Here is a 24,168-nt window from a genome sequence, read left to right as displayed (position 1 = left end):
GCCCGTCCATGGTCATTTATGAGGTGTGTGGTCCCGAGACACACCACCGGATACGGTTCATGTGCCTGCTGGTCTTTAATCAAGCCGGTCATCCGGAAACACGATGTGGCCTTCTCTGAACACCACCAGCTCACCAGGGCGAAACTCGTCCCACTCCCCGCCTGTCAGAGCACGCGTCACGACAATGTAGCCCATGGCGGCCTCAGCAGGAGGACCGGCAATGTTCTGTGTTGACATCTCGACCGTCCCAAGCACATCCTCGCCCTCAACGAGGTCAAGGGCTTGGAACGGGGGAGTACGCCTCAGCAACCTGAGACCCCCGTTATGCCTGTTCTCATCGGAGTAGCAGAAGAGCAACTCACCATTCGTCAGGATGCAGTTGACCTCATTCTCTTGGTCATTGATGTCCGTGAGCAGGTCTCGGAGGAACTCAAAGTCATGAGTGGTCCACTGGACGACACCTCTCTTCACGAGGCGCTCGAGGATGTAGCAGAAGATGGTCTCAGAGTCTGTCGTCCCGAGAGGACTGAAGCACTCTGGAGGGAACCGGTCCACATCCTTGACTGTCCCATTGTGAGCAAAGGCGAACTCGCTCAATCGACCTCCAACATACACGCTTCTGTAGAAGGGATGCGTGTTGGTGTAACTCCGCACACCGCATGTCGAGCGACGCACATGACTGATGAGCGTCTTGGTCTCAATTGTGTGCTCTGCAAATTCGTAGAGCATACTTCGCACTGCCGGACGGGGTTCCTTGATGACCTGAAGCAGCCCGTCTATGTAGTAACCGATGCCCCAACCGTCAGGGTTCGTCTGACCGCGCGCCTGAAAGATGTCCAGCGAGATCCTTGTGCCGATTGGTGAACTGAAGCTCATCCCAAGAAGTTCACACAAAGAACATCACGACCTGAAGTGTGCACGGAACTGAGTTCACTCCTTATATCTGGTCCGTTGAGTCAGCTCTCGCTCTATACGCTGGTTGAGCCGCAGCGTTCAGGATGTACAAGATCAGGAAACTCGAATGAAGGATGAGTCACATCTAGTACGTTGACGGCCCATCGTCCACTCGCTGCGTGGCAGATGCTGAACAAAGCCACGCCATCTTTGCCTGTCGAAGAGGTCATGTGAGTCCTCTCTCCGGAAGGACTCAATACGCTCAGACGGATCTGTCCACGCTCCACGCTCCTGCCTTGAGCGTCAACCACTCTCACTGCGACTCTTAGCAGCCTATTATCGCGATAGTACTCCTTCGCGAAGTCTATGGACTGCACCATCATCAGGCGCGGGGACTGCGTTTCCTCACGAAGGATGCGAAGCGACTCCGCTCTGGACGTGATACAGCCCGACGCAGCTTCAGTGTCAACCGAGTGAAGGTGCTGGTGCTCATCCTGCTGACTTTCAGACCGCAATGCGACTATGCCACCCGAATACGGTGGGGAGAAAAGTTAATCAGGGTATTTAAACCTCCTGTCAACAGTCCCACTCATACTGAGAAGGCCAATGGATATATGTATGTGGTGGATTCTGCTTCAAGGGTGGTCAATACGAGAAGCGTTCGCAGAGCTCTGGTAATCCTAATGGCCACAGTCACACTCGTTGCGCTACTGCCAAGCAGCGCGGCAGCCCTACCGACTCAGCCACCGGTGGATGTGGTCGTTCTCAATGCAAACTACTTGGACCTCGATAGAGACGGAATGTCCGATGATGTGTTGTCTAGGTTCAGTGTAAGCGTGTCAAGCAGTGTCGTCTTCACCACTTCATACCTCTACTGTTTCTTGGAGAAGCCATCAGGAGAAACTCACCTCTACATAATCAAGGTGATCGGCTCATACTCGAAGATCACTATTGACCTCGGATGGTTCGATGGTGCGAATGAGAAGGGCTGGTACTGGTTCTACGTCTATGCTGAAGTCATCGACCGTGGATACTCTCGCTGGGACTACGACCAACTGAATTTCGACCCACCGACTGAGGGGAGACCTGCCCCTCCGCGTGTTGACGTCCTCACATGGTATGTGCAGTAGACTCTCCGGGGGCTTTAACAACTGGGGGTGGTCGTCTGCTCGGTCTGACGGGACAGTACCTATCTCTTCTGATTGCCGTACAAGAGAATCCTTTTGGTACTATTGACCAGATTGCCAAGGCCGCAGAGGTATCCAAACCTACGGCAGTGAAGAGAATCAAGGAGCTGCAGGGACTGGAGAACGGGAGAGCCTACTTCTCCGTGACTCCCCTCCTCAACTACTACAATCTGGGACTCGAGACCGTCGATGTTCTCCTTGAGACCCCTGACGCCGCGAGCACACAGGCGATAGAGAGAGTGGCCAAGGCACATCCATATACCGTGTATAGATGTCGGTGCTATGGTTCAGTGAATGGCGTCCTGCTACAGTTCAATCCGCCGCTCGGTACATCAGGCCAGGTCAAGGAGCTTGTCAGACGCCTCAAGAAGCAAGGACTCGTAGACAGTACGAGGTTTCTCACGACCGACCAGGAACCAACAATCTATTCGACTCTCAAGATCAAGGGATGGGACCCCAAGACCTTGACGTGGAAGTTCGACTGGGACGCATGGTTTGCTTCCGCGGCTGAAGACTCACCCAGACCCATGGTTCGTCATGAGAAGCCCGGACAGGCTCTGACGTGGCTCACTAAGAACGACCTCGAAGTCATCTACGAACTCATGAACGGCGCCAGAAGGAAAAACAGGGAGATAATAGATGCTCTGGCCAAGAGAGGCATCAGAATCACACCGCAGACGTTTAGCAGACGACTTCAATCCATAAACGAGCAGTGCATTGAGGGCTATCGTGTGGTCTTTGACCCCGCTGCCTTTGACATCTACAGCAACATCATAGTGTTCGGACGTGGCAACGCGGAGTACTTGCAACGGGTCAGGAACAGGATGAGGACTAATCCAATACCATTTGAGTCCACGATGCGTATCTCAGGGGAAGAGCTGTTCTGGTTCCTTCGTCTCCAACCCACTCACCTCTCTCCACTGCTCACGAGTCTCTTTTCAAACCTCACAGAAACCTCGATATGTCTTGTTGACTATACACACGCCTTCCTGTACAACATATGGCCAGAAACACTCGACGAGGAACAGAGGATGTGGCGCACCGACAGGAGCTTCATGGTAGACGATGTCCTCCGAGATGCGGGAGTCGAGCAGTGATAGGCCATGCAGCTGCTTTCCAGAGTGGGACATTTAGTGGTGTGATTCTAAGACCGAGCGGTCGGACTCAGCAAACCATCTCTTAATGCAGATGTGAACTGTCCATGAAGCGTCGTATATGCACACAGGAGGCGGAAGTCTGAGACCCGTCACAATGGCAGTGGTTGGGGCCGGAGACAGAGGCTCAACGTATGCCAAGTACGCTCTGCTCCATCCCGACAGAGCGAAGGTGGTCGCTGTTGCGGAGCCCAACCCTCATCGCAGGGAGAAGATGGTCAGAGAACATGGGATTCCGGAACATGCGGCGTTTGACGACTGGCAGGCGTTGGCGGAGAGAGAGAGGCTTGCAGACGCGGTCATCATTTCGACACAGGATGCAATGCACACCGGTCCTGCAGTAGCCCTTGCCGAGAGAGGCTATCATATCCTACTGGAGAAGCCAATGGCGCCCACAGAGGAGGAATGCAAGAGAATCGTCCGCGCCGCTCTCTCGAACCACATCATCTTCGCGGTGTGCCATGTGCTCAGGTATACCACGTACACGCGCGTCTTGAAGAGCATCGTTGACTCCGGGATGATTGGGGAGGTCGTCAGTCTGCAACGGCTCGAACCTGTAGGCTACTGGCACCAGGCACACTCTTTCGTCAGAGGTAACTGGAGAAGGGAAGACCAGTCTTCGTTTATGCTATTGGCAAAGTCCTGCCATGACATCGACTGGATGAGGTACATCGTCGGGAAGAGGTGTGCGGCGGTCTCATCGTTCGGAGGGCGGTCTCACTTCCGTCCTGAGAAGAAACCTCCCGAAGCAAGTGACAGATGCCTGGACTGCGACTACGAGTCGAAGTGCCCCTATTCTGCGAAGAAGATCTACATGGTCTTCCTCAGAGGAGGAACACATGGCTGGCCGCTGAGCGTGATCACTGATGAAGTGAGTGAAGAGAGTGTGGCCAAGGCCCTCAGAGAGGGACCGTACGGCCGCTGCGTGTATGGCTGTGACAACGATGTGGTCGACCATCAGGTAGTGAACATGGAGTTTGAGGGAGGACAGACTGCATCATTCACCATGACTGCCTTCACAAGGGCCAGAGCAAGAGAAGACCGAGTCTTTGGTACCAGAGGTGAGATACAAGGAGATGGTTCGGAAGTCCGTGTGCATGACTTTCTCACTGACACCACAGTTGTCTTTCGGACGGATGACACTGATTCACCACCTCTTGGAGGACACGGGGGAGGCGACTATCACCTGATTGACACCTTTGTGCGAGCCGTGGCACTCAACGACTCAGCACTAATCCTCTCTGGTCCTCTAGAGACGCTTGAGACTCACCTTGTAACGTTCGCCGCAGAACGGAGTAGACGTGAGCGATGTGTTGTCGAGATTGACATCTCTCATGAATGAGGCGGCGCTTGCTCAATGACTGAGAGCAGTGAGGGCACCGTCTCACGCACGACTGCTCTGGCCGCCGACTCGCTCATGCCTTCAATCGGAACGATGTGAGAGGCAATGAGAAACTCCAGTTGGTGATCATCGCGCAGGTACAGCTCCTCCACCAGAGGGTCCACAACCTTGCGGTCGAGAGCCTCAAAGAGTGCTCGGTCCTCTGCGTTGTCGGTCATGCCGGCAAGGAGAGTCATATAGTCCGCAAGGACGCGCCAGCAGTCGGTCCTTTCAGGTAGTCGGATGGGCAGCAGACCGAGGTTGTTCGGCAGGATGTTGACGGTGACCTCAGAGCGATTTGTCATCATGGTTCTGAAGACCCACTGCAGCAACCGGGAGTTCAGAATCAGAAGCAGAGTCCTCAGATCTACTACCACGTCGTCACGGCATACCATGAAGGTGGCTGAGTTCAGTACGAAGTGCCCGCCCCTGTCATAGGCCACAACAGGATACTTGCTGTTCTGCTGAGTGACAAGCTTCTCCCAAGCATACATGTCCGCATTACGAGGACCACTGAGTTCAGTCCTACAGTAGTTGATGAATGCTCTCTCCATGACTCTGTAGCGCGCGATGTCCTTTCCACGGATGACGGACCGCCACGTCTCACTGGCTCCGGGTGTACATGACACAAGGCGAGAGTTGTCACCGGTCTCAATCCCCCTTGACACCTTCAAGTAGGACGAGAGAGGTCGGGACCTCGACCGGATTCGCTGCAGCCGTAGGAGTGCAGTCTTGTCAAGGTAGACCGGCCAGCGGTACTCCCAGTTAGCAACCTCATCAGCAAAGAGATGCTGAGCCACACTGCCATGTGGTACTATTCGTTCAGACCCGCCAGCTCGCGAACAGAGCAGGACCGTCGACTCAGGGTGTGGACGACGCTTGACCAGTGCAAAGACTGCGGTCTCAGCCGTCACTCCCGGAAACACGCCGCCCCCAAGGTCGACCAGTCGTTCAATGCGGCACTCATGGAGGAGCCATCTCCGCAACGAAGAGAACGAGTTGAGGGTCAGGAGATTCTTGTGTACCAAGTAGCTCAGGACGCCGCCTTCACGCAGCAGATGATATCCACGCTCAATGAACGGGACGTAGACGTTGGACTCCAGACGAATATGGGAGTACTGGCGCTGTAGTCTGGAGATGTAGTCTGGCGATGCTCTTGAGAGGCGGTAGTAAGGCGGATTGCCGACAATGAGGTCGAACCCCTGCTCCTCATCGCTGCATGAGAAGAGTCCTGGAGAGGCGTGAGCTGATCTTATGGACTTGGACTCCCTTGGAGACTCGTCCTCCTCGGTGTCCCCCAGCAGCGAGTCACCGCAGGCCAAATTCAGGCGAAACAACAGGCAGTCTTCAAGCTTGGAGTCGACTCTCGGGGTCTCCCGCAGGTATTCCAGCTGGAGTCGGAGCCGAGCGGTGTCCAATGCGTCGGGCCGTATGTCACAACCATAGAGAGAAGACAGAACGCGGTGTACTGCTTCATGTCCCCTCGCATGACCGGGGTTCGCCTGTGCAGTCGGACTATCTGTAGAGGACATTGCTTCTGCGCATACCCGATGAAGACCGAGAAGATACCGTGCCGCCATCACAAGAAAGACCCCAGCACCGCATGCCATGTCACAGACTCGGAGACGTGCCAATACTCCCATCAACGCCTCTGCCTCGGCTAGTTCCAGCTTGGAGCTCATGTTCAGGTCTGTGCAGGAACGGTCCGTGTGTGGGTGTCCCAAGTCGTCGAGTGTTCCGGCCAGACGAGCATCCATCGCAGACCGCACAATATAGGAAGCAATCCAAGTGGGAGTGTAGAAAGACCCAGTCGCCCTCTGATGAGTCCTATTGACCAGTCGTTCAAGATCACGACCAATCAGACTGGGACTCACCGCCGATGGGTTGCTCGTGTTCTCGTCCAGCGTCCAGCTGTAGGTGTCCAGAGACTCAGCCAGTGCGCGAAGTGTGCGACGAGACACCTCAACCGTTGATGCAGCACTCTGCAGACCTGCAACGGAGTCTATTCGGGACAGCGGGCTATGCTCGTCGGCAAGAGCGTTCACAGGGTGCTCGTCTCCAAGAAGGCCCTCTGCTGCCGAGAAGTATGCCAGCACGACTCTGTTGATGACCAGCTGAGACAGGATGTCGCGGTCATCACGGTGCAGCAGGTCTTGCATCACCATGTCCTTCAATCGAGCGAGTTCACTGTAGAACTGCATCATCTGGTCGGGCTTGACGTGTTTCACAGTGAGACCGCCGTATTGTGCTCTGAGAGAGCTGTGTAGACTGCGAGTGGGTCTCTTGTTGGTCTCCCTTCCAACAGGTGGAAGACTTAATCTTCATCTTTGCCTGATGTACTACGGCGATGTTCAGCGATGGCAAGAGGTGCCAAGCTTGTCCTTTTCATCCTAGCGGTCATCTTCGTTGCAATACTCGTTGGCTATAGCCCACCGTTTGCGGGACCGGAGTATGACATGGTACGGGTAGGACTACTCTTCGTCGGCGTGAACTTCCTAGTGGGAATAGTCATGCTGATCTCGCTTGGAGAGTGGTCGGACTGATGACTCATGGACAGGCACTTCACTCTGGCGGACTTATAACGGAACATGACAAGACCATTGCATGAAGAGACACCACCTTGAGCATTCGACATGCTGAGGAACACAACTGAGGAGAGAGCAGATTGAAGGTCACGAAGCGAGACGGAAGAGTAGTGGAGTTCGACGACAGGAAGATAGAGAACGCAATCCTCAGGGCCTTTGAGTCTGCAAAGGAGTCGCCCGCGCCCGTCAGAAGACTGACTGATGATGTGGTCCGAAGAATAAGAGAGAGCGGCAAGGACCCAATTCACATTGAGGAGATACAGGACATCGTGGAAGATGTCCTCATTCATGACGGCTTCACAGACATTGCGAAGCGGTACATCAGGTACAGGGAGAAGCGGGCCAATGCCAGACGACTGCTACGTCAGGTCGGCGTCGTCGATGACCTGAAGATTGGTGCCAACGCAGCAACCGTGCTGAAACGATATCTCCTCAAGAACGAGAGTGGGGAGATCATCGAGACTCCTTCACAGCTGTTTCGAAGAGTGGCAGGGGCCATAGCTGGCGTGGAGCGCATGTACGACCCCGAGGTGGACGTGCGAACGTATGCAGACCTCTACTACTCCATCATGGTCAGCATGGAGTTTCTGCCCAACAGTCCAACTCTCTTCAACGCAGGCACCGAGATAGGCCAGTGCAGTGCGTGCTTCGTCCTGCCCATAGATGACGACATAGACGCCATATTCACAAGCCTGAAGCACATGGCGAAGGTTCAGAAGTCCGGAGGCGGCACAGGCTTCAGTTTCTCGCGGCTTCGACCCGCTGGCTCAAGGGTGGGGACGACTGGCGGCGTGGCAAGTGGGCCGGTCTCATTCATGCGCGTATACGACACTGCCACCGATGTGATCAAGCAGGGCGGAAAACGACGCGGAGCAAACATGGCAATACTCAGGTGCGACCATCCCGACATCATGGAGTTCATATCATGCAAGGCCGACAAGCAGGCATTCCGGAACTTCAACATCTCTGTGGCAGTGACTGACAGGTTCATGGAGGCGCTTCGTGAGGACGGCGAGATAGAGTTGATTTCGCCAAACACCGGAGAGGTGCAGAAGCGAGTCCGGGCAAGGACCATCTTCGATGCCATAGTCCACAATGCATGGAGCACGGGAGACCCGGGAATCGTGTTCATAGACACGATAAACCGAGAGCACCCGCTGGTTGGTACGCAGATAGAGGCGACCAACCCCTGCGTTGCTGGTGACACCATAGTCAGCACCGAGAGGGGACTGATAGGCATTCAGAACGTGCCCAACGCCATGCGGACAGCGAGAAAGCTCGTATATCTCCTGAGGACAACCGAGGGGTACCAGGTCAAGGTCACGCGGGACCATCGAGTCCTGACTCCGACTGGCTGGAGGATGGCAGGCGGACTCCAGCAGGGTAACACAGTCTGTCTTCAGAGCGTTAAGGGAGGGTTTGGGGTGGACGGAGACATGGCAACGGGGCAGGTACTCGGATGGTACGTGCGAGACGGATGGGTTCTTGATGATGAAGAGCATGCCACACTGGCATTCTATGGAAAGGACAGGACTGAGCTCGTCAGACACTATGAACAGACTGTCGCGCAGCTGACCGGTTCCAGTCCATCACTGGTCGAGGCCAGGAATCACTGCGAGGTCATATCGCGAGGCACACTGGAGCTGGCAAGGGACTGGGGAGTCACGCGCACATCGGTGTCAGAGAGACTCCTGTCATCATCAGAGGACTGCCAGAGAGGCTTCCTCCAGGGCCTGTTCACGGCGGGCGGTTCCGTCCAGAGGGACACCGGCACAGGACCGTGCATAAGACTCAGCGGGAAGGAGGTGGGGCTGCTACAGGCTGTGCAACTCATGCTGCTCAACTTCGGAGTCGTATCGAGCATTCGTCATCTTGACCGCGAGAGAGGACTTCGCCTGACCCCGGATGGCAGGGGCGGGCTCAGGCTTTGCCAGAGCGAGGAGGATACTGAGCTGGTCATATCAGGCGACAACATGGTCCGATTCCACGAGCAGATTGGCTTTCTACTGGACTTTAAGCAGGAAGCCCTCAAGGACTGCATGGCACTGCTTCCGCCCGGACAGCCCAGCACAGAGACATTCCTTGCACACTTCGAGTCGCTTGTACCGTTACAAGAGCAGGATGTGTTCGATGTTGTTGGCACGCCCGCGGGTGGGTTCATTGCGGGTGGAATCGTCGTTCACAACTGCGGAGAGCAGCCGTTGCTTCCCTACGAGTCCTGTGTACTTGGCAGTATCAACCTCGCAAAGATGGTACAGGATGGAAAAGTCAACTGGAAGAGGCTCGAAGAAGTCGTGAACCTAGCCATCAGATTCCTTGACAACATAATAGACCTGAACAGATACCCCGTCGAGGACATAGAGATAGCAACAAAGGCCACGAGGAAGGTCGGTCTCGGAGTCATGGGCTTTGCGGAGATGCTCATTCAGCTTGGTATCCCCTATGACTCCGACGAGGGAATCAGAGTGGCGGAAGAGGTGATGGCATTCATCCGGGACAGGGCGGACAAGGCCTCGCAAGAACTCGCGAAGGTCAGGGGCAACTTCGCCGGCATCGATCGTCTGAAGACCCCGGTGAAGTGGAAACGCAATGCAACCACCACGACCATTGCTCCCACGGGCAGCATAAGTCTGATTGCGCAGACCAGCAGCGGGATAGAGCCTCTGTTTGCCGTAGCACACTCAAGGATACTCACTGAGGGAATCCAGCTGAATGAGACCAACGAGCTCTTCAGGAGAATCGCTGAGGAGAGAGGCTTCTGGACCGACGATGTTGAGAGAGAGGTGGCACGGACAGGTTCCGTACAACACATCGATGCTGTACCAGACGATGTCAAACGCATATTCCGCACCGCCCACGAGATAGACCCTGTGTGGCACCTGCGGATGCAGGCAGCTTTCCAGAGACACACGGACAATGCTGTGAGCAAGACTGTGAATCTGCCAAGGGATGCCACACCCGACGATGTGAGAGCGATATTCCTTCTCGCCGATGAACTCAGGCTGAAGGGCATCACGGTCTTCAGGGACGGCTGCCTTGAGGGAGTTCAGGTACTCTACCTTGGATGTCCGACCTGCAATGTCTGATGAGGCCGGAAACAGGGCACAATCGAGGCCAAGTCTACTCTGCAGCACAGCGAGTCAACTCACGGACTCGACATCACGAAGCGTCCTATGACGAACGGTGAGCGCCATGAACCTGTCCAGTCTGCAGGCGTGGCTCATAACAAATGGCCGGGAACGTAGCGGCGGCTGTTGACGTGTACAGGTAGCTTTGTCGACTGAAGCGCAAGTTCTCAGTTCCGAGAGTGACTGCAGAAGAGTTTAACAGCCTTCGTGGGAGTGAGAATGTTGTCATGACGCATTTCTCACATGACCAGGAGCCCCCGGTCGAGGACGAGTCGGACCCAGAGGAGATTCTGATCAGGCGGATAAGACAGATGTCCCCGGACATGCAGAGAAGGGCAGTTGAGATACTTGAATCACTGATGGACAGAGAGGGCACTCCCGCGAAACGGCACCTCAGCCTGACGTGGGCGGGAGGGCTCAGGAATCTCAGAGAGAAGTACACATCACTTGAGCTGGAGAGGCTGGCTTCGCAGTGGAGAAGCTGAGATATCTCGTTGATACGAATGTGTTCCTTGAGGTCCTGCTCGAACAGGCGGACGCTACTGCAGCAAGACGATTCCTGAAGGAAACGGAGCCTGAGCGACTCGTCCTGAGCGACTTCACACTTCACTCGATAGGAATCATCCTCCTCAGGCATGAGAGGCCCGGACTGCTGAAGGAGTTCGTTCAAGACGTGGTAGTACGGGCAGCACTAGGAGTCCACGGACTGCGCCCGGATGACCTCTCAGAAGTCGCCGATATCTCAGCCCGCTTCACAATGGACTTCGATGACTCATATCAGTACCTCCTCGCCAAGAAGCAACACCTACAGATTGTCAGCTACGATTCCCACTTTGACCGTACAGACCTGAGAAGAGTGACTCCTTCAGATGCTCTTGACGTCCGTACTCGAACAGCCCAAGCGGAATGAAGGAGTGTTCCTGCTTGCAATCCTCGGTAGATAGACGGCCCGGTCCGAATCTGAAGGGGACCGAGCCTAGATGAGAATCACTTTCTCCAGAGCGGGTCAATCATTGAGGTTCCCAGAAGTGACACCGCCAGCACTATGAAACCGAAGAGCACCGGGGAAACTGTGAGCAGCTCAGCAACTTGGAAGTCTGATGTCTGTGTCATCTTGATGAGCAACGCAGCCAGCATGAACACTAACAGCGCCTCAATGCCTGTCGGGACTGTGTGCTTGCGAGATTTCCACTTCAGCAGTCCGTAACCGAGAGAGACTGCTGTGAGAACTGCTATTGACACAAGAAGGCCGGTACGGAGGAGTGCAAACTGAGTCTCGTAAAGGAGGAGGAGAGCTTGGATTGGCTGGAACAGGATGATCAGGGAGGTCACGGGGAGGGCCACAACGCCCAGGAGTATGACGAGTATCTGTTGTCTGCGTGTTGCAACCTTGCTCTCCAGGATGGAGTAGCACAGTGTTCCGACCACAGCAGCCAGATATCCGGTCATTAGCAGCAGGTCGCTCTTGTGGGCCGAGAGCTCGAAGAACCGACTATACTGGGAGCCTCTGTGTGCAAGCATGTGCAGAAACGAGTCCACACCCAGGTCCAGACTGACCACTGACATAATGAGGTCGCCCAGTCGTTTTTGCTGCGCGAAGAACATGGCAAAGTATGAGGCGACGGCAATCGAAGTAGCGGTCAGGAATGGCACTGCCAGAGCAAACTGCGTCATGAACTCGATCTGCCCGAGATCTGTAGAGAGGCCGGTCGAGAGGGCCATGGAACCCATGACAGCAAACAAGACCACAATCATCACAGCGAGTAGCCGCTCAAGGGCAACGTGACGTGAATCCACTTCAGACACTCCTTAGACTGCGTCGTTGAGGGGGGCGCCCTTGGACACTCTAATAGCCTGTGTCAATCTGAAGCATGTGTCAGCTACTGCAATGATGCTCGCATATGCTGGTACATGAAGACTATGAACAGAAGTTATCACATCATCATCGGCGAGCCCCCACGATGAAGAATGTCGTTTGTACTGGAGTACGATGAGAAGAAGGGGAACATGTCATACCCCTACATTGCTGCACAGATGAGCCACTACTTCCTTCAAGGTGAGCGCGAGATAAGCGATCTCAAGGTCAAGTACGTCGGGCACCTCGCAAACCAGGGCAAACTGTACCTGATGTTCTCCTTTGACCGCAAGAAGAACAACGGCAATGGACACAAGGTCAGCAACGAGACCGTCAACAGGGTGATTGAGAGCACCGTTGGTGACAGCCTGGGTGTGGATCTTGCCCTTTGGGCAGAGTCCGAGAAGGACCTGTACGAGTACGTGCAGAGGCTGATGCAGGGAATAAGCCCTGTAAACTAGTGATAAGTGCTGTCAGCTCCTTGCACCTCCCGTACGTCCACGCAAGCCCCGCAAGGGCTTTCCTCTCTGAGATAGGAGGCTCATCGCTCCTGTGTCCGCAGCCGGTTTCCCTGAACTGTTCCTGAGGGCGCATCCGGGACTGCCAGTGAAAGAGAGGACGGGGATGCGCAACAGGCTAGAACATGCGTACTCTGACGTTGATGTCGCCATTGTGTGACAGACTGTAGTGGAAGACCGCCCCAGCCTGAAGCAGGACTTGAACCAGTATACTGCTTATGGAACACTAATGACCGAGCAAGAGGTCGGTCTGCAGAGGATGAAGACGCGCACACGACCAAGACGCGCCACACCTGGCCATGCTGCTCCAGGTGTTGCACGAGTCACACTCTGGATCCTCACACTGCGTGATATGGTTAACTCGTTCAGGACCTCAGTGTCGCCATGACGACCACTGAACCGAGGGGGACAACGCCCACGGGGTTGCGTGACACTAGGTCTGATACAGGACTCTCAGCCGGAAACACAGGAGATGCTCGGACACTCACGGCCACGACATAGAGAACGGACTGCGAGTCAGGAGTGGCTACGAGGACCACTGGGAATACTTCGCGCTCAGCAGAACCACGACTTCGGACCTCCGTCAGGACTGACCTCTCTATGCACAACTCGCGCCGATACGCTCCTGCGTGCAAGTCCACACTCTTGGAAAGGGAGGCACATCTTCGAGGAGTGATCAGTGCGCCGGGTATGCGGAGAATCAACATGACAGCACTGTGACTGGGAAACTGGTGAGGGTAGGCAGCTGCTGCCCAAGTTGGACAGTCCTGGATATGTACGGGACGGTACTTATATACCTCCTTGTGGACACAGGAGTCCTGAGGTCAACTCGACACTTCAACTGACGCCGAGGAGTGACCCTCCCCAGTGACGTCTCATGGGATTGACAAGACTCCTGTGCCCTGACTTGTCCAACTGACAATGAACTGTGGCTTGAGACGCAGTGTAGAACGAAACGCAGTACGTACGAGGCCAGACACATGAGAATCGACTATGACCCTGTTGCAGATGCGGTGTACTTCCACTTCAGGAGCGCCGAGGTCGTAGAGAGTCTGGAGCTACGGGACGGCGTGATAGTCGACTACGCTGCCGACGGAAGCGTCTGCGGGATAGAGATCCTCTCTTACTCCAAGCGCAAGATAGACCTGAATCGCCTGATCACACTCCGCGAGGAGGAGATAGTCGCCGAGGTCGCTGCCATTTGATAGTCTTCACGAGGCATGCCTTGGAGAGGATGAGGCAGAGAGGGATTACCGAAAGGGAGATAGAAACCGTACTGGCGAATGTCACGACTGCAACTCCGCCCGAACAGAACAACGACATGACTGCGCAGAGGCGGTTCGGCGGGAGAGTGTTGCGTGTCCACTTCCGTGTCGCTGGTAGTGACAAGCTGGTCATCACAGCCTACTGGACGTCAAAGCTGAGTAAGTACGGCGAATAGACTTGACGTATGGCATGACTCGGACCTGCACTGCAGCCGCTAGAGTATAGTGTGCAGTATGTCTTACGAAAATCACTGTTGCAAGCCACTACATCTCTGTCAGCACATAAGACCCGAACGTAGTTGAGCATGATCTCAGACTCTCGGTAGAGAGCCTCGTGCTTTGAGTATGCGCAGCTGACTGCTGTGAGTAGGACATGTCGGAAGACAAATGGACTGACTGCACGAGAACTAGGAAGATAGTCTGAAGAGGAAGGACAACTCGCATTTGGTAGTATCCACAGCTCGGTACTGCACGAGTCACACTCTGGACTCGCACTCTACCTCTGTGATAGCTGTTTCGACCTACAACCCTGTTCTTGCACTTCTTGTCTCGCATACTCGGACCAGACTGAGATCTCCATTGAACTGGCAGCCGGACCCGCCTTGCCATACTGGAAAGACTGACACGAAAGGAACGGTTGGAGGCAAGCAGGGGGATTGCAACTTGGCTGGAAGAAGAGATGTAATATACCGATTGGTGTGGAATACCAGCTTTTGGCGAGAACCTTCAGGAAGCGTTCGCAAGAGTCCAAACACCTAGCAATGGTGAACAGATTTGGTCTCGAAGAGTGGAACTTCCAAGTAGACCACGCTGTTGACGGGTATGTGTACGGGTACGTCCACACGAAACCTGCAAGGGTTTTCAGAACGAAGGACAAGCTCAGAGTGGTTCTCTATGCAAGGAATCCTGAAGTGGCTGATCGTAGAGGAGTACAGGAAGGGGAAAGGTGTCACGGCAACAGACGCGCTGCAAGAGACTCTGTTGCACAAGTGGCTTCTAACCATCGCATCAGGACTGAGACTGGTACATGGGGTGGCCCTGTGTTTCATGGTTGTACAAATCAGGCAGCGCGATGCCCCTTCTGCAACTCCGGACATGACTTCTGCAACAGACGCGCTGCAAGAGCAACTCTTAAATCGAAGAGAAGTAACATTAGGACTGCCTAGTTCGCACGGTCGACCTAGGTTGTGATAACTCCCCGGCTTCAAAAGTGGAGTGCCGGGTATTATATCATAGAGGAGGGTCTTCTTTGTATTCTAGGCCTGAGGCATTTGTCATAGTCGATGGCGGCTATATGGCAAAGACAAACGAGGTTTTGGGCCGGGACATCGATTTAGGAAAGCTGTTCGACAAGGTCTGTGAACCTGATTTCACCCGGAAGAGAACCTACTACTTCGATGCTCTCCCATGGAAGCCTGCCCAACCTACTAGAGAGCAGATACAGCGATACGACGCCAAACAAAGATTTTTAGATGCCATAAGATTCCTAGACAGAACCGAAGTATGTCTGGGCAGAACGCAACCAATCTGGCTTCAGAACAGCAGCACACCTGTATTCGTTCAGAAGCTTGTAGACGTACTCCTATCACTCAAAATGGTGCAGCTGGCACTGAAGAAGGATGGACGTTATTTCATACTGATTGCCGGTGACAGTGACTTCGTTCCTGCGGTGCAGGCGGTGAAAGATGCAGGCGGAACAGTCAGAGTGGTCTATTGCAGACGCAAGACCGCGAATCTCAATGTCACAGTGCATGAGGAGCTGCTTCTCCATGCAGATGAACGGTTCGAGCTAACAGACAAGTTCTGTGAAGAGCTGCGAAGGTAGAGTGAAACTGCCATGAGCAGGAGATTCAGCCCACTCCAAGCGCTCTGCAGTGATAGTTGACTGACGTAGTCGAGTACCAACTGGGACGGGGCACTGTGAGACCGCTCGACAGTGCCTGTGTCAAGAATGGGAGAGGTGAGTTCTTGGCCATCACAAGGCCGCCGGGTTCTGGAAAGCCGACTCTCGTTCAACTCATTTCTGATTGGAGGCAACAGCCTCGATGACTATGGACGAGAGTACTTGGTGAGTTGCACGGAAACGCTCGAATCATGACAAGGATGATGACCGGATGCGATTTCTAACCGTTTATCTTCAGTTGGACAAAGTTAGACACAGGAGTCTTGTCACTCCCAGAAACGGCACTGGGGTCACTCCTTGAGGTCTCATGAAGTGTCGGGCCGACCTCAAGCTCTCCGTCTCCGCATGGAGGCATATAATCTCCACTCAGTAATGTCCAGGATTGCCCAACTCATGGGCGGCTGTTGCATACCCGCAGACAACGAGTACTTGTCCCCCTTTTCGGATTCATGTCTGCATCTTTCACGGTGTTCCCAGTGTCCACTGCCTCATACTATGTGCAGACGCAACTCTCAACGGTGCATCCTTGTGAGGTTGCTCATTCTTAGCCGAGGTCACAGCTACGACAGAAGCAGAACACTGACATCCTCGATGCTGGTACGAACACGGCAGGCCATTCTCTCGTCCGCTGTGATGAACTTCCACCTGTGTTCTTGTGCAAGAGCAATGTACACTGCATCGTACACAGTAGTCCCGGACTGGACAGCAATCTTGATGGTGGCACGCATAAGCTGTTCGTCTAGCCTGTGCAGTTGAATCCCATACTTGAGCAGAGCTTGACCCGCATCCACCAGATCATTGGGCGGAAACGCCCTGCTGTGCAGTAGTGCGTTCATGACCTCATACTCGAGGAGGCTTGGCGCATGAAGCAAGACCTCGCCTTTGACATATCTGTCGTGAAGGACCAGTGCTAGTTGAGAGTCGTGCTATCTGAGGAACCACTTGACGACTACGGATGCATCAACTACAATCTGCTCAGCGGCGTGCATCTCTCATCCTGTCCCGCCGAATGAACTCCACTGAGTCCCACCCCTCTGGCGCATCTCTCCTCAGTCGCTCCGCAACCATCACTGCCTCGGCCAACCGTTTCCCCTCTTCGCGCTCCAGCGCATCGATGATGGCCTGCCGGAGTATCTCGCTCCAGTTCAACCATGGGGCCTCATCCATCCTCTTCTTGAGCTCCTCCGGAATCCTCACGCTGACTATCGTCACGAGTATGCATCACCGACTGTTATCTCAGTGGCGTATTACCGTACTAAAAGTCATACGCTCGTTCACTCCGACTCTGTGGAATCACAGGAGTGAAGTACCAACACTACATAACATCACATTATGTAACTGATAGAGGACTCGATGGCGGCAAGGACAAGCACAGCGACCTGCCCGACCAGCTCAACCACAATGCACTCGGCAGGAGGGACGCCATCTGCGACTTGCGAAGCCTGCCGGCTCGTCCTCTCCGCGAGTACCTCTCTCCGTCGTCTCAGGTGAGTGAGCGTCCCAATCTCATTGATGAAAGAGTTTAACTCGCAATACGAGCTACTGAAACAGGATGAAGAAAGTGAGATTCACGGCTATTGTGTGGGAAGAAGACGGAACATACGTTTCCAAATGTCCTGAGATTGATGTATCATCTGCAGGTGATACCCTTGACGAAGCACTCTCCAACCTCACTGAAGCAATAGAGCTCTGGCTCGTCAATGCACGTGAACTCGGAATCATGGAAGATTACGAATCGATACTATTCGCGTCGGAGAAATCAACGCAGACGATTGAGATCAATGTGTGAGTTTTTCCAAGGTCATATAAGACGACTATCCGGTCAAGATGTGAAACATAATGAGTCGTCTACCTCTGATTGATAGTACGAAACTCATCCGCCAGTTACTCAAGGCGGGCTTTCAATATGCTCCTGTAAGGGGGAAAGGCAGTCATGTTGCACTTGTCAGATATGATAGCAATGGTAAACCACACCTTGTGATCATCCCTCACAGAAACCCGATTCCAAAAGGAACACTTCTTGCCATCATAAAACAGAGTGGACTCTCGAAAGAGGAATTCTTGGGCTTGTTACTCTAGGGACTGCCCATCATTCTACTTCTCCTGTCTTAGGACGGTGTCACCGATGACACCGACAACTCCTCTGTGACATCCTCTCCAGACCATCTGGGCTGTGCATCTCTCAGCACTCAGGCCAGAGCGTCGGCAGGGAGAGCACCTATCGGACCTTCAGCACGGCCTCCAACAGCCTCTTCTCGGATGGTGCCGCCTCGACCGTCACGTAGCCGAATGCGTTGAGCCACAGCATCCGTCGGACACATGGTCAGCGACCGCCTTCGCCACTGGTGGGTCACAACATTGTAATCATCAGGTCCGTCAACCCACATACAATATCGTATTATAGCTGGGTGACTCTGACTCTTTGCTGGACCGCAGCCATCCATCATTGAGGACACATGGGTACCTCGTGACCGTAGCTGTCCCAAGAGCTGCTATCTGTGCGGGCACTTATGCGACAGACGAGAAACAAACAATTCGACACGTAATCCGCGGAGGAATCGAAGAGAAGAGCTGAAGCAAATCATCCCCAAAGTCATCAGAGGAGTCAAGACCTTCCTATGCGACAGGTATCCGGGAGGTATCATAGAGATTCACTGGATGGAATGTGCATGGTGGCAACACGGCATCTTGGACGAAGTTCGACGGCGAACGCGGTGGCACCTCTTTGAGGACGGCTGTAGTCCAGTCTTTGTCGAAGTCCACAACAAGATGCATGCAGCTGTGAATGTCTACTTCAGGACGCCACCTGCTTCGGTGGCGAGCTCCTCCCAACAGTCATCTCCAGATTCCGAATCTACGGTTTCATCCGCACCTGTTGTATACCCCATTGATTGAATCGGATGGAACCGACAGGGAGAATCTACAGCTAGGCGCTGGTGTTCTGCTCGACCTCACTGTACCGGGTCGAAGGACACCAACAAGCACGCAGTAGTCCGAAATCTACATGTAGAACCTGTAATGGCTGTTGATTTCTGCCCCGTCAGGCAGCTCCGAGAGCACCTTCCCCACTCTCTTTGGGAAGCGGATGGTAATGGGCTCCTTGTCTGCAAACGCTGTTGTGTTCCAGTTAATCTTGGTGAGTTTGAGGACCTCGGCAGCGACTTTCTCAGGACTCGAGTCGCAGTCCATCGTCAACCTGAGCGGCGTCGGGACTCTTGGTCCCGGATAGGTTCTCAGACGGGGAATGTAGCCTGTTGTATAGAGCAGGAAGTCTCTGTCAGAGAGAGTTATCAGTGTTCCACGAAGCACTGGATACTTCCCAGTACGCATGAAACGAATTCCTCTCTCATACCTTATCGCCACGAAGTCCGCCTTCGCATCACCTATCGCAGCAAGGAAACCCTGCCGTTCTTCCTTCTCGAAGGACGATGTCTTATGGACTACTACCCTCGAAGGAGGTGCACCGACCTTGTCAGTATACTTCGAGATAGCCTCTCGGAGGAGTTCCTCTGCGCTATTAGAGGACATGTGCGCTTCTCTTGTCCTCTGGTCCACATACACTTCTTTTCCTCTGAGAACCAGCCCATCACCACTGTGAGTGAAGACCTGAGCCATTGAAACGTTCAGACCCGGCCTGTACTCCAGCCTGCTCCTGAAGAAGGCAATGCCCACGTAACATGTGCCCTCGTCGAGCTTTGCAAGACGCCATGGTTTCCCGTCAGCCTTGTAGTACATTCCAGTCCCCAAGTTCCAGCAGAAGGTTGCTGGTTCTTGTACCTCCGACTTCGGCGTGTAGTTTAGTACTGCCCGGAGCTTCTTTTCAACTAGGAACTGGACTGGAATCCCAAACCGCATGATTTGACCCTTCACAGCATCTCTTAGGTCGTAGCTCTTTGGGCTAGTGTCCTCGTAGCCATGATCTAGTAGTGTTGTCTGTTCCTGTCCGTCAGGTGCCGTCTGTTCCTGTTTCATCTTGGTCCTGCGTTTTCTCTTGGCTCTTCTCGTCTTCTCAGATATTCCACAGTACTCGTAGAGCTCATCTGGTACAACACAGAGTATGAGCTGGGGCCTATTGTCTTCCATCGATATCCGTTCAATCGCCTTCACATACAGTCCTACCGCCTTGGCAATCCTCTCGTTCAGAGCGTCTGCTCTGAACGTCTTTGTCTCCTCTTCGTCCTTCGCCTCGTTCACAATCCGCTCAACTAGCACTTGGGGAATCTCCGCGTTCCATGTTGCCGAGCGGACAATCTTGCATGCTAGACTGTTGTCTTGCTTCAATCCGGGGAAGCTGGGAAACAGATAGCGATTGGTTGTTACCGATTCCTGTTCGCTCTCAAGTAAGTCCAGGACTCGACCAGCAAGTGGGATTGTCCGTCCGGTTGCTACTAGCCCGATACGCATTTGGCTGAGGGGTTCTTCGCCTTGCGCATGGAAGGGACCGAAGTACCTCATTCCAAGACGTGGGTCTTCTTCTTCACGGGACCCGCCAAACACCAGTCTGGGCTCTGCAATATGAATTGCGCGCGGAGAGGCGAATGCTGCGACCTTGCCAAGATTGGGTATGCCCTCTCGCATCTCCTTCACTGGTCTGTCGAAGGAGATGCCAACATTGAGCCTTGTACTGACAGGGTCTTCTCCGAGCTCAATGAACGGACCTATAGTCACTCTTGACGAATCGCTTGGGAATCGAGGCAGAAGTGAGGCCCAGAATCGTACATCTTGAAGGTGGCTCTTGTTGTGTTGCCTATGGAGATGCTTGATTAGTAGAGGGCCTACTTGCGGACCGTGTAGAGGCGTCTTGCCATTCCTGCTCACGATGATTCCGGGACTAATCCCAAGGTAGAATGTGTTGTCCACTCGCTCGAATCGAAGACCTACCGAGTAGTGTCTCCAGTAGACTCCCTCTCTTGGTGATGTCAGCTTCCGAACCACTTTGCGTGGTCGTCCCATCCCTGGCAGGCCCCATGACTCGACTCTCGCATCGCCGCCCCCTTCATCGAGTGGAAAGTAGAAAACGCGGGAGTCCTCATCGAACAGAAGCCGTCTTGTTCGCATTGCACTCATCATCTCTATGTTGAGCAGAGCAGTCACAAGGTGAACACCATCGTCGGTCGACAGCATCTCTGAGAACGCGACTTTCGAAACATCTTCTAAGTAGTTGAAGAAGGGCGGTGCTGCAAGGTTATGGAACGAGTAGACATGGCCGCCGTTGAGGAAGAAGGGACGGCGTCCTGCCGATGAGAACGGAAAACCATTGCCCTTCAATCGGGCCGAGTAGACGCTACTCGGAAGTCGGATTACTCTGAGCAGATTCGAATAGAGAATCTCATCAACGGCATCTGCAGTCCCGCGGAGTAGTGACTGCCTGTAGGTTTCTCCTTCTAGACGAGTGCGAATCTCTTGCTTTTCTCTCTCACTTGCTTTGACTGTCTGTGTGCCTCTCCTTGTGATGATATCATCGGCTTCGAAGACTATCTTCTTCCTGCCTGAGGCATCGATGTAGAACCCCTGCTTCTTGGGCACCAAGAGTGACTTGGACGGATGAACAAACATGGCGAGAAAGAGCCGCTGTACCTTCTTTCCGTCATCATCGACCTCTCGTTGGAATTGTCTCACCTCGATGTCAACATCGTCTGATGCATACGATCGAAACTTCTCCTGAAGGGACGCTTGGTCTAAGCTGAAGGTGTCATCAAGACCTCGGGGGATGATCTTACCCTTGCGTGGCTCGTCATAGCCGAACATTAGCCAGCCTCCACCGAAGTTGGCCATTCCGAAGATGTCCTCTGCGATTTTCGCGAAGTCTGAGTCCCGAGAGATGTCAATCGTGAGCTTGAAGTCCACGTTGGCCCATTCTACTAGGCTCCCGTGGAGATAGTCGATCATCAGGTCCCCCAAAGGTAACGGATTCATCTCGTTGTCATGAAAGACCCTTCCGGACTGAGCCATGTCACATCCCTCACTATTCCGATTCATCATAGGCTTTACTAATCTTTCGTCCTCCATGACTGCCACTGCAGCTCCTGCAAAGGGACATATCCTGTCAAGAGGATGTGAACAGAGTCACGGAGTCGTGATGGATGGGAAACCACATGACCGAGTCGGTTGCAGTGTTCTGGAGAATTGAGAACTACCCTCCTCCTCGGGGAATGAGCGGGACTTCTGTTGAGAGGCAGTTTCGTGAATCGCTTCATATCTTCGGCCCCATCAGACAGATGTACGCCTACGCCGAACTCCCAATCCGAGGCAGTGTACCTAGCACCTCCAACGGCGGATCTTGAGGAAGAGATAGACCAGCTGGTCGACAACGAGGAGTTCGCAGAAGAGTACAGGAGGGCTCTTGAAACCGTGCGAAAGGACCCGGACTCGGACCTATTGGAAGCGGTGATAGGTCACTACTGCGTCTACTTCACGCCAAGGTGCAAGACGTACGACGAGACTGCCCAGCTGTTGATGGTGAGGGCCGGACAGGAGTTCGGGGTGCCATCGCGGCTCCTGAGGTCGGACGTGATACGCAGAGAGATTGCCAACACGGTCCGGTACCTGAGAGGGTAGGTGGGATGTCGTGTGGCGCGCAGGAGGGAGGGCAGGGAACGGCGCCACCACGGAAGTGACAGCCCGCAGAGCAGGTACGATAGGGAGTCAATAGGCGGGCAGGCGGGGAGGTCGTATAGCTGCCGAGAGAGCTGCGCATACAGGCTCGCAGTCTGAGAAACCGAACCTCGAAACAACTCAGACGGCTCAGTTCGATGTGATTGAGGCCAAGAAACAAGCAAGTGTGAGAGATGACAACGCCACAGGGCAGGATGGGGGTTTCTCCTCAGAGGTCCGTTCCGGGGTGAGCGTGAATCAGACATCCCCGTCGAGATCTGGACTCGTGCTTTGGGTGCAAGGAACACTGGATTCGTTTCAGAGAACACTGTGCTGCCGGATGATGACGGACACACGGTAAGGATTATCATTGGGCACTCGATACCAGGTCTTGTAGAGAGAAGCAGGATGTTGAGGAAGGGCAGCCCACTTGAGGACATCTTCGACGGGATTGAAGGGATTGAGGTGCGAGTAGTGTCTATGCCATCAAGCGAGAGGAGGACCGAAACGAAGGAAGAGGACGGGTCAGACCGGTAGTTCACCTTCGCTCCCAGAAGGAGGTGGTGACCTGACACCCACGACTCTGGAGGACTTGAATCCAGTCAGGCAGCGACGGTAACGGGTTGCTGCTGATGTCGAGAATTCTCAGATGCGTCAGGCTGAGCAGCGATTCGGAGAGTTGTTCAAACTGGTTCTTGGATATGTCCAGCTCCTCAAGTTCAATGAGAGCACCTAAGCACTCAGGGAACACCTTCAGGTCATTCCACCTCAATGAGAGGCGTTGGAGTCGCTTCAGTGCTCGGATGGACTCGGGTAGAGCTGTGAGGTCGTTGCCTTCAAGGTCTAACTCCGAGTCCCGCTAGATTCCCAATCCACTCAGGCAATGCCACCAGACCCAGTTCGACCGCGCGCAGAGAACGGAGTGTCTTGATGCGTCGTAGGACCTCAGGGAACGCGCCAAGCGGATTGATGGTGATGTCCAGACGGGTCAGTCGCGGTAGTTCAGCAACCTCTCGAGGTAACTCACGAAGACCATTGTTGTCGACCAGCAGAGTCTCAAGTCGTCGAAGTCCGAACACAGAAAGAGGTAGGCGTTCCAGCCCCATACCACGCATCTGAAGACCGACGACTCTCCGGTCCTGCACCATGAACATCATAGAGTTCTTGTAGAAGCCCGACGGACTGCGCACTGCCACGAACTCGTCGTCAACGTCTGCCCACGTCTGTATCTCCCTCTGGATGCTCAGCAGCTGGTCGTGGTCCTCCCTGACCAGCGCGACACCCTTGAACTCCTTCACTTCTGGCATGACCTGCACAGTCCGTAACTGCTCACATCCTGATGAGACCCCCTGCTTAAGAACCCCACTGCCTTGTGTCACTAGCTCACAGTGCCCTTCCGACCACAGAAGAAAGGGTACGGCTGGCCCCAGCCCGATGTCGGGATATGAGGGGCTCACTCTTCGCGTCAGAAATGCCATTTCACCACATCTGCTCTTCCTGAGATGACACCATAGCGTTCTCATGACTTCGAAATCGTGTCTTATGGTCCAGATTGTGGTCCAAGAGCCGAGGCTGGTCGTGACCTCCAAGCACAGCACTATTCGGGCCTCACAGGTCTGAGAGAACAGGATATGTATCCCCGAGCCGAGACACATGTGGTCCTCTGGGATGGACACGTCTGGAGGCTGAAACATTGAGCGAAGT

26 protein-coding genes are annotated in these 24,168 nt (G+C 54.1%); 16 read left to right on the top strand and 10 right to left on the bottom strand.

The window, feature by feature from the left end:
* Nucleotides 1–75: 75 nt before the first annotated feature.
* Nucleotides 76–876, bottom strand: a complete 801-nt coding sequence (locus HXY34_05950) for a class II glutamine amidotransferase (GenBank protein ID NWF95665.1) — start codon at nucleotides 874–876, stop codon at nucleotides 76–78.
* A gap of 92 nt (nucleotides 877–968) precedes the next feature.
* The gene (locus HXY34_05945; protein NWF95664.1) at nucleotides 969–1,409 is read right to left on the bottom strand and encodes a hypothetical protein; all 441 of its coding nucleotides are present in this window, start codon (nucleotides 1,407–1,409) and stop codon (nucleotides 969–971) included.
* A 99-nt stretch (nucleotides 1,410–1,508) separates the two neighbouring features.
* Here HXY34_05945 and HXY34_05940 point away from each other — a divergent pair, with 99 nt between their 5' ends.
* From HXY34_05940 to HXY34_05930, 3 genes are all read left to right on the top strand, one after another.
* A complete protein-coding gene (locus HXY34_05940; protein NWF95663.1) occupies nucleotides 1,509–2,024 on the top strand; it encodes a hypothetical protein in 516 nt (171 codons plus the stop codon).
* Nucleotides 2,009–3,178: an Lrp/AsnC family transcriptional regulator gene (locus HXY34_05935; GenBank protein NWF95662.1), complete on the top strand. Its 1,170-nt coding sequence runs from the start codon at nucleotides 2,009–2,011 to the stop codon at nucleotides 3,176–3,178. The genes HXY34_05940 and HXY34_05935 overlap by 16 nt, the downstream gene beginning before the upstream one ends.
* A gap of 118 nt (nucleotides 3,179–3,296) precedes the next feature.
* On the top strand, nucleotides 3,297–4,577 hold the full coding sequence (locus HXY34_05930; GenBank protein ID NWF95661.1) for a Gfo/Idh/MocA family oxidoreductase: 1,281 nt from the start codon (nucleotides 3,297–3,299) through the stop codon (nucleotides 4,575–4,577).
* Here the strand turns inward: HXY34_05930 and HXY34_05925 are convergent.
* Entirely contained in the window at nucleotides 4,568–6,844 is a 2,277-nt protein-coding gene (locus HXY34_05925; protein ID NWF95660.1) for an N-6 DNA methylase, read from the bottom strand. The two genes, HXY34_05930 and HXY34_05925, sit on opposite strands and share 10 nt — an antisense overlap.
* Nucleotides 6,845–6,973: 129 nt before the next feature.
* On the opposite strand from HXY34_05925, the gene HXY34_05920 reads away from it, so the two are divergent.
* The 4 genes from HXY34_05920 (at nucleotide 6,974) to HXY34_05905 (ending at nucleotide 11,239) form a co-directional block, all read left to right on the top strand.
* Nucleotides 6,974–7,159: a hypothetical protein gene (locus HXY34_05920; GenBank protein ID NWF95659.1), complete on the top strand. Its 186-nt coding sequence runs from the start codon at nucleotides 6,974–6,976 to the stop codon at nucleotides 7,157–7,159.
* Between the two features lie 122 nt (nucleotides 7,160–7,281).
* Nucleotides 7,282–10,287, top strand: coding sequence for a ribonucleoside reductase class II (locus tag HXY34_05915; GenBank protein ID NWF95658.1), 3,006 nt, complete (start codon nucleotides 7,282–7,284; stop codon nucleotides 10,285–10,287).
* 269 nt (nucleotides 10,288–10,556) lie between these two features.
* The gene (locus tag HXY34_05910) at nucleotides 10,557–10,814 is read left to right on the top strand and encodes a hypothetical protein (protein ID NWF95657.1); all 258 of its coding nucleotides are present in this window, start codon (nucleotides 10,557–10,559) and stop codon (nucleotides 10,812–10,814) included.
* Nucleotides 10,811–11,239: a type II toxin-antitoxin system VapC family toxin gene (locus HXY34_05905; GenBank protein NWF95656.1), complete on the top strand. Its 429-nt coding sequence runs from the start codon at nucleotides 10,811–10,813 to the stop codon at nucleotides 11,237–11,239. The genes HXY34_05910 and HXY34_05905 overlap by 4 nt, the downstream gene beginning before the upstream one ends.
* A 77-nt stretch (nucleotides 11,240–11,316) precedes the next feature.
* Here HXY34_05905 and HXY34_05900 read toward each other — a convergent pair whose 3' ends face one another.
* Nucleotides 11,317–12,126: a hypothetical protein gene (locus tag HXY34_05900; GenBank protein NWF95655.1), complete on the bottom strand. Its 810-nt coding sequence runs from the start codon at nucleotides 12,124–12,126 to the stop codon at nucleotides 11,317–11,319.
* 171 nt (nucleotides 12,127–12,297) lie between these two features.
* On the opposite strand from HXY34_05900, the gene HXY34_05895 reads away from it, so the two are divergent.
* On the top strand, nucleotides 12,298–12,645 hold the full coding sequence (locus HXY34_05895; protein ID NWF95654.1) for a hypothetical protein: 348 nt from the start codon (nucleotides 12,298–12,300) through the stop codon (nucleotides 12,643–12,645).
* Nucleotides 12,646–12,736: 91 nt separating this feature from the next.
* Nucleotides 12,737–12,862, top strand: a complete 126-nt coding sequence (locus tag HXY34_05890) for a DUF86 domain-containing protein (GenBank protein ID NWF95653.1) — start codon at nucleotides 12,737–12,739, stop codon at nucleotides 12,860–12,862.
* A 205-nt stretch (nucleotides 12,863–13,067) separates the two neighbouring features.
* Here HXY34_05890 and HXY34_05885 read toward each other — a convergent pair whose 3' ends face one another.
* A complete protein-coding gene (locus tag HXY34_05885) occupies nucleotides 13,068–13,409 on the bottom strand; it encodes a hypothetical protein (GenBank protein NWF95652.1) in 342 nt (113 codons plus the stop codon).
* A gap of 273 nt (nucleotides 13,410–13,682) precedes the next feature.
* Between HXY34_05885 and HXY34_05880 the strand changes: the two genes are divergently transcribed.
* From HXY34_05880 to HXY34_05870, 3 genes are all read left to right on the top strand, one after another.
* Entirely contained in the window at nucleotides 13,683–13,907 is a 225-nt protein-coding gene (locus HXY34_05880) for a DUF2283 domain-containing protein (protein ID NWF95651.1), read from the top strand.
* Nucleotides 13,904–14,143, top strand: a complete 240-nt coding sequence (locus HXY34_05875) for a DUF4258 domain-containing protein (GenBank protein ID NWF95650.1) — start codon at nucleotides 13,904–13,906, stop codon at nucleotides 14,141–14,143. Before HXY34_05880 ends, HXY34_05875 begins: the two co-directional genes overlap by 4 nt.
* A gap of 1,073 nt (nucleotides 14,144–15,216) precedes the next feature.
* The gene (locus tag HXY34_05870; GenBank protein NWF95649.1) at nucleotides 15,217–15,792 is read left to right on the top strand and encodes an NYN domain-containing protein; all 576 of its coding nucleotides are present in this window, start codon (nucleotides 15,217–15,219) and stop codon (nucleotides 15,790–15,792) included.
* A gap of 638 nt (nucleotides 15,793–16,430) precedes the next feature.
* Here HXY34_05870 and HXY34_05865 read toward each other — a convergent pair.
* Together HXY34_05865 and HXY34_05860 are read right to left on the bottom strand one after the other, a co-directional pair.
* On the bottom strand, nucleotides 16,431–16,706 hold the full coding sequence (locus HXY34_05865; protein NWF95648.1) for a type II toxin-antitoxin system VapC family toxin: 276 nt from the start codon (nucleotides 16,704–16,706) through the stop codon (nucleotides 16,431–16,433).
* Nucleotides 16,707–16,845: 139 nt separating this feature from the next.
* A complete protein-coding gene (locus HXY34_05860; GenBank protein NWF95647.1) occupies nucleotides 16,846–17,082 on the bottom strand; it encodes a hypothetical protein in 237 nt (78 codons plus the stop codon).
* Nucleotides 17,083–17,422: 340 nt separating this feature from the next.
* Here HXY34_05860 and HXY34_05855 point away from each other — a divergent pair, with 340 nt between their 5' ends.
* Entirely contained in the window at nucleotides 17,423–17,659 is a 237-nt protein-coding gene (locus HXY34_05855) for a type II toxin-antitoxin system HicB family antitoxin (GenBank protein ID NWF95646.1), read from the top strand.
* 50 nt (nucleotides 17,660–17,709) lie between these two features.
* Nucleotides 17,710–17,949 (top strand): type II toxin-antitoxin system HicA family toxin, encoded by a 240-nt coding sequence (locus HXY34_05850; GenBank protein NWF95645.1) that lies wholly within the window; start codon nucleotides 17,710–17,712, stop codon nucleotides 17,947–17,949.
* A 921-nt stretch (nucleotides 17,950–18,870) separates the two neighbouring features.
* Here the strand turns inward: HXY34_05850 and HXY34_05845 are convergent.
* Nucleotides 18,871–21,879: a hypothetical protein gene (locus HXY34_05845; protein ID NWF95644.1), complete on the bottom strand. Its 3,009-nt coding sequence runs from the start codon at nucleotides 21,877–21,879 to the stop codon at nucleotides 18,871–18,873.
* Nucleotides 21,880–22,038: 159 nt separating this feature from the next.
* Between HXY34_05845 and HXY34_05840 the strand changes: the two genes are divergently transcribed.
* Together HXY34_05840 and HXY34_05835 are read left to right on the top strand one after the other, a co-directional pair.
* A complete protein-coding gene (locus tag HXY34_05840) occupies nucleotides 22,039–22,428 on the top strand; it encodes a hypothetical protein (protein ID NWF95643.1) in 390 nt (129 codons plus the stop codon).
* Between the two features lie 327 nt (nucleotides 22,429–22,755).
* Entirely contained in the window at nucleotides 22,756–23,001 is a 246-nt protein-coding gene (locus HXY34_05835; GenBank protein ID NWF95642.1) for a hypothetical protein, read from the top strand.
* A gap of 1 nt (nucleotide 23,002) precedes the next feature.
* On the opposite strand, the gene HXY34_05830 is transcribed toward HXY34_05835, so the two are convergent.
* Nucleotides 23,003–23,215, bottom strand: coding sequence for a hypothetical protein (locus HXY34_05830; GenBank protein ID NWF95641.1), 213 nt, complete (start codon nucleotides 23,213–23,215; stop codon nucleotides 23,003–23,005).
* 85 nt (nucleotides 23,216–23,300) lie between these two features.
* Nucleotides 23,301–23,942 carry a leucine-rich repeat domain-containing protein gene (locus tag HXY34_05825; GenBank protein ID NWF95640.1) on the bottom strand — a complete coding sequence of 214 codons (642 nt, stop codon included), beginning with the start codon at nucleotides 23,940–23,942 and terminating at the stop codon, nucleotides 23,301–23,303.
* Nucleotides 23,943–24,168: the final 226 nt, after the last annotated feature.

The organism is Candidatus Thorarchaeota archaeon (genome assembly GCA_013388835.1).
GTDB lineage: Archaea > Asgardarchaeota > Thorarchaeia > Thorarchaeales > Thorarchaeaceae > JACAEL01.
Note: the sequence above shows the minus strand (reverse complement) of the source record. Positions and strands in the feature narration are given on the sequence as shown.

What these genes read in the sequence shown, in the direction of transcription:
- HXY34_05855 (NWF95646.1), top strand. Translation starts at nt 17,423, where the DNA reads ATGAAGAAAGTGAGATTCACGGCTATTGTGTGGGAAGAAGACGGAACA.
- HXY34_05950 (NWF95665.1), bottom strand. Translation starts at nt 876, where the DNA reads ATGAGCTTCAGTTCACCAATCGGCACAAGGATCTCGCTGGACATCTTT.
- HXY34_05935 (NWF95662.1), top strand. Translation starts at nt 2,009, where the DNA reads ATGGTATGTGCAGTAGACTCTCCGGGGGCTTTAACAACTGGGGGTGGT.
- HXY34_05940 (NWF95663.1), top strand. Translation starts at nt 1,509, where the DNA reads ATGTATGTGGTGGATTCTGCTTCAAGGGTGGTCAATACGAGAAGCGTT.
- HXY34_05865 (NWF95648.1), bottom strand. Translation starts at nt 16,706, where the DNA reads ATGAACGCACTACTGCACAGCAGGGCGTTTCCGCCCAATGATCTGGTG.
- HXY34_05850 (NWF95645.1), top strand. Translation starts at nt 17,710, where the DNA reads ATGAGTCGTCTACCTCTGATTGATAGTACGAAACTCATCCGCCAGTTA.
- HXY34_05845 (NWF95644.1), bottom strand. Translation starts at nt 21,879, where the DNA reads ATGGAGGACGAAAGATTAGTAAAGCCTATGATGAATCGGAATAGTGAG.
- HXY34_05930 (NWF95661.1), top strand. Translation starts at nt 3,297, where the DNA reads ATGCACACAGGAGGCGGAAGTCTGAGACCCGTCACAATGGCAGTGGTT.
- HXY34_05910 (NWF95657.1), top strand. Translation starts at nt 10,557, where the DNA reads ATGACGCATTTCTCACATGACCAGGAGCCCCCGGTCGAGGACGAGTCG.
- HXY34_05825 (NWF95640.1), bottom strand. Translation starts at nt 23,942, where the DNA reads ATGGCATTTCTGACGCGAAGAGTGAGCCCCTCATATCCCGACATCGGG.
- HXY34_05885 (NWF95652.1), bottom strand. Translation starts at nt 13,409, where the DNA reads ATGTTGATTCTCCGCATACCCGGCGCACTGATCACTCCTCGAAGATGT.
- HXY34_05920 (NWF95659.1), top strand. Translation starts at nt 6,974, where the DNA reads ATGGCAAGAGGTGCCAAGCTTGTCCTTTTCATCCTAGCGGTCATCTTC.
- HXY34_05895 (NWF95654.1), top strand. Translation starts at nt 12,298, where the DNA reads ATGTCGTTTGTACTGGAGTACGATGAGAAGAAGGGGAACATGTCATAC.
- HXY34_05880 (NWF95651.1), top strand. Translation starts at nt 13,683, where the DNA reads ATGAGAATCGACTATGACCCTGTTGCAGATGCGGTGTACTTCCACTTC.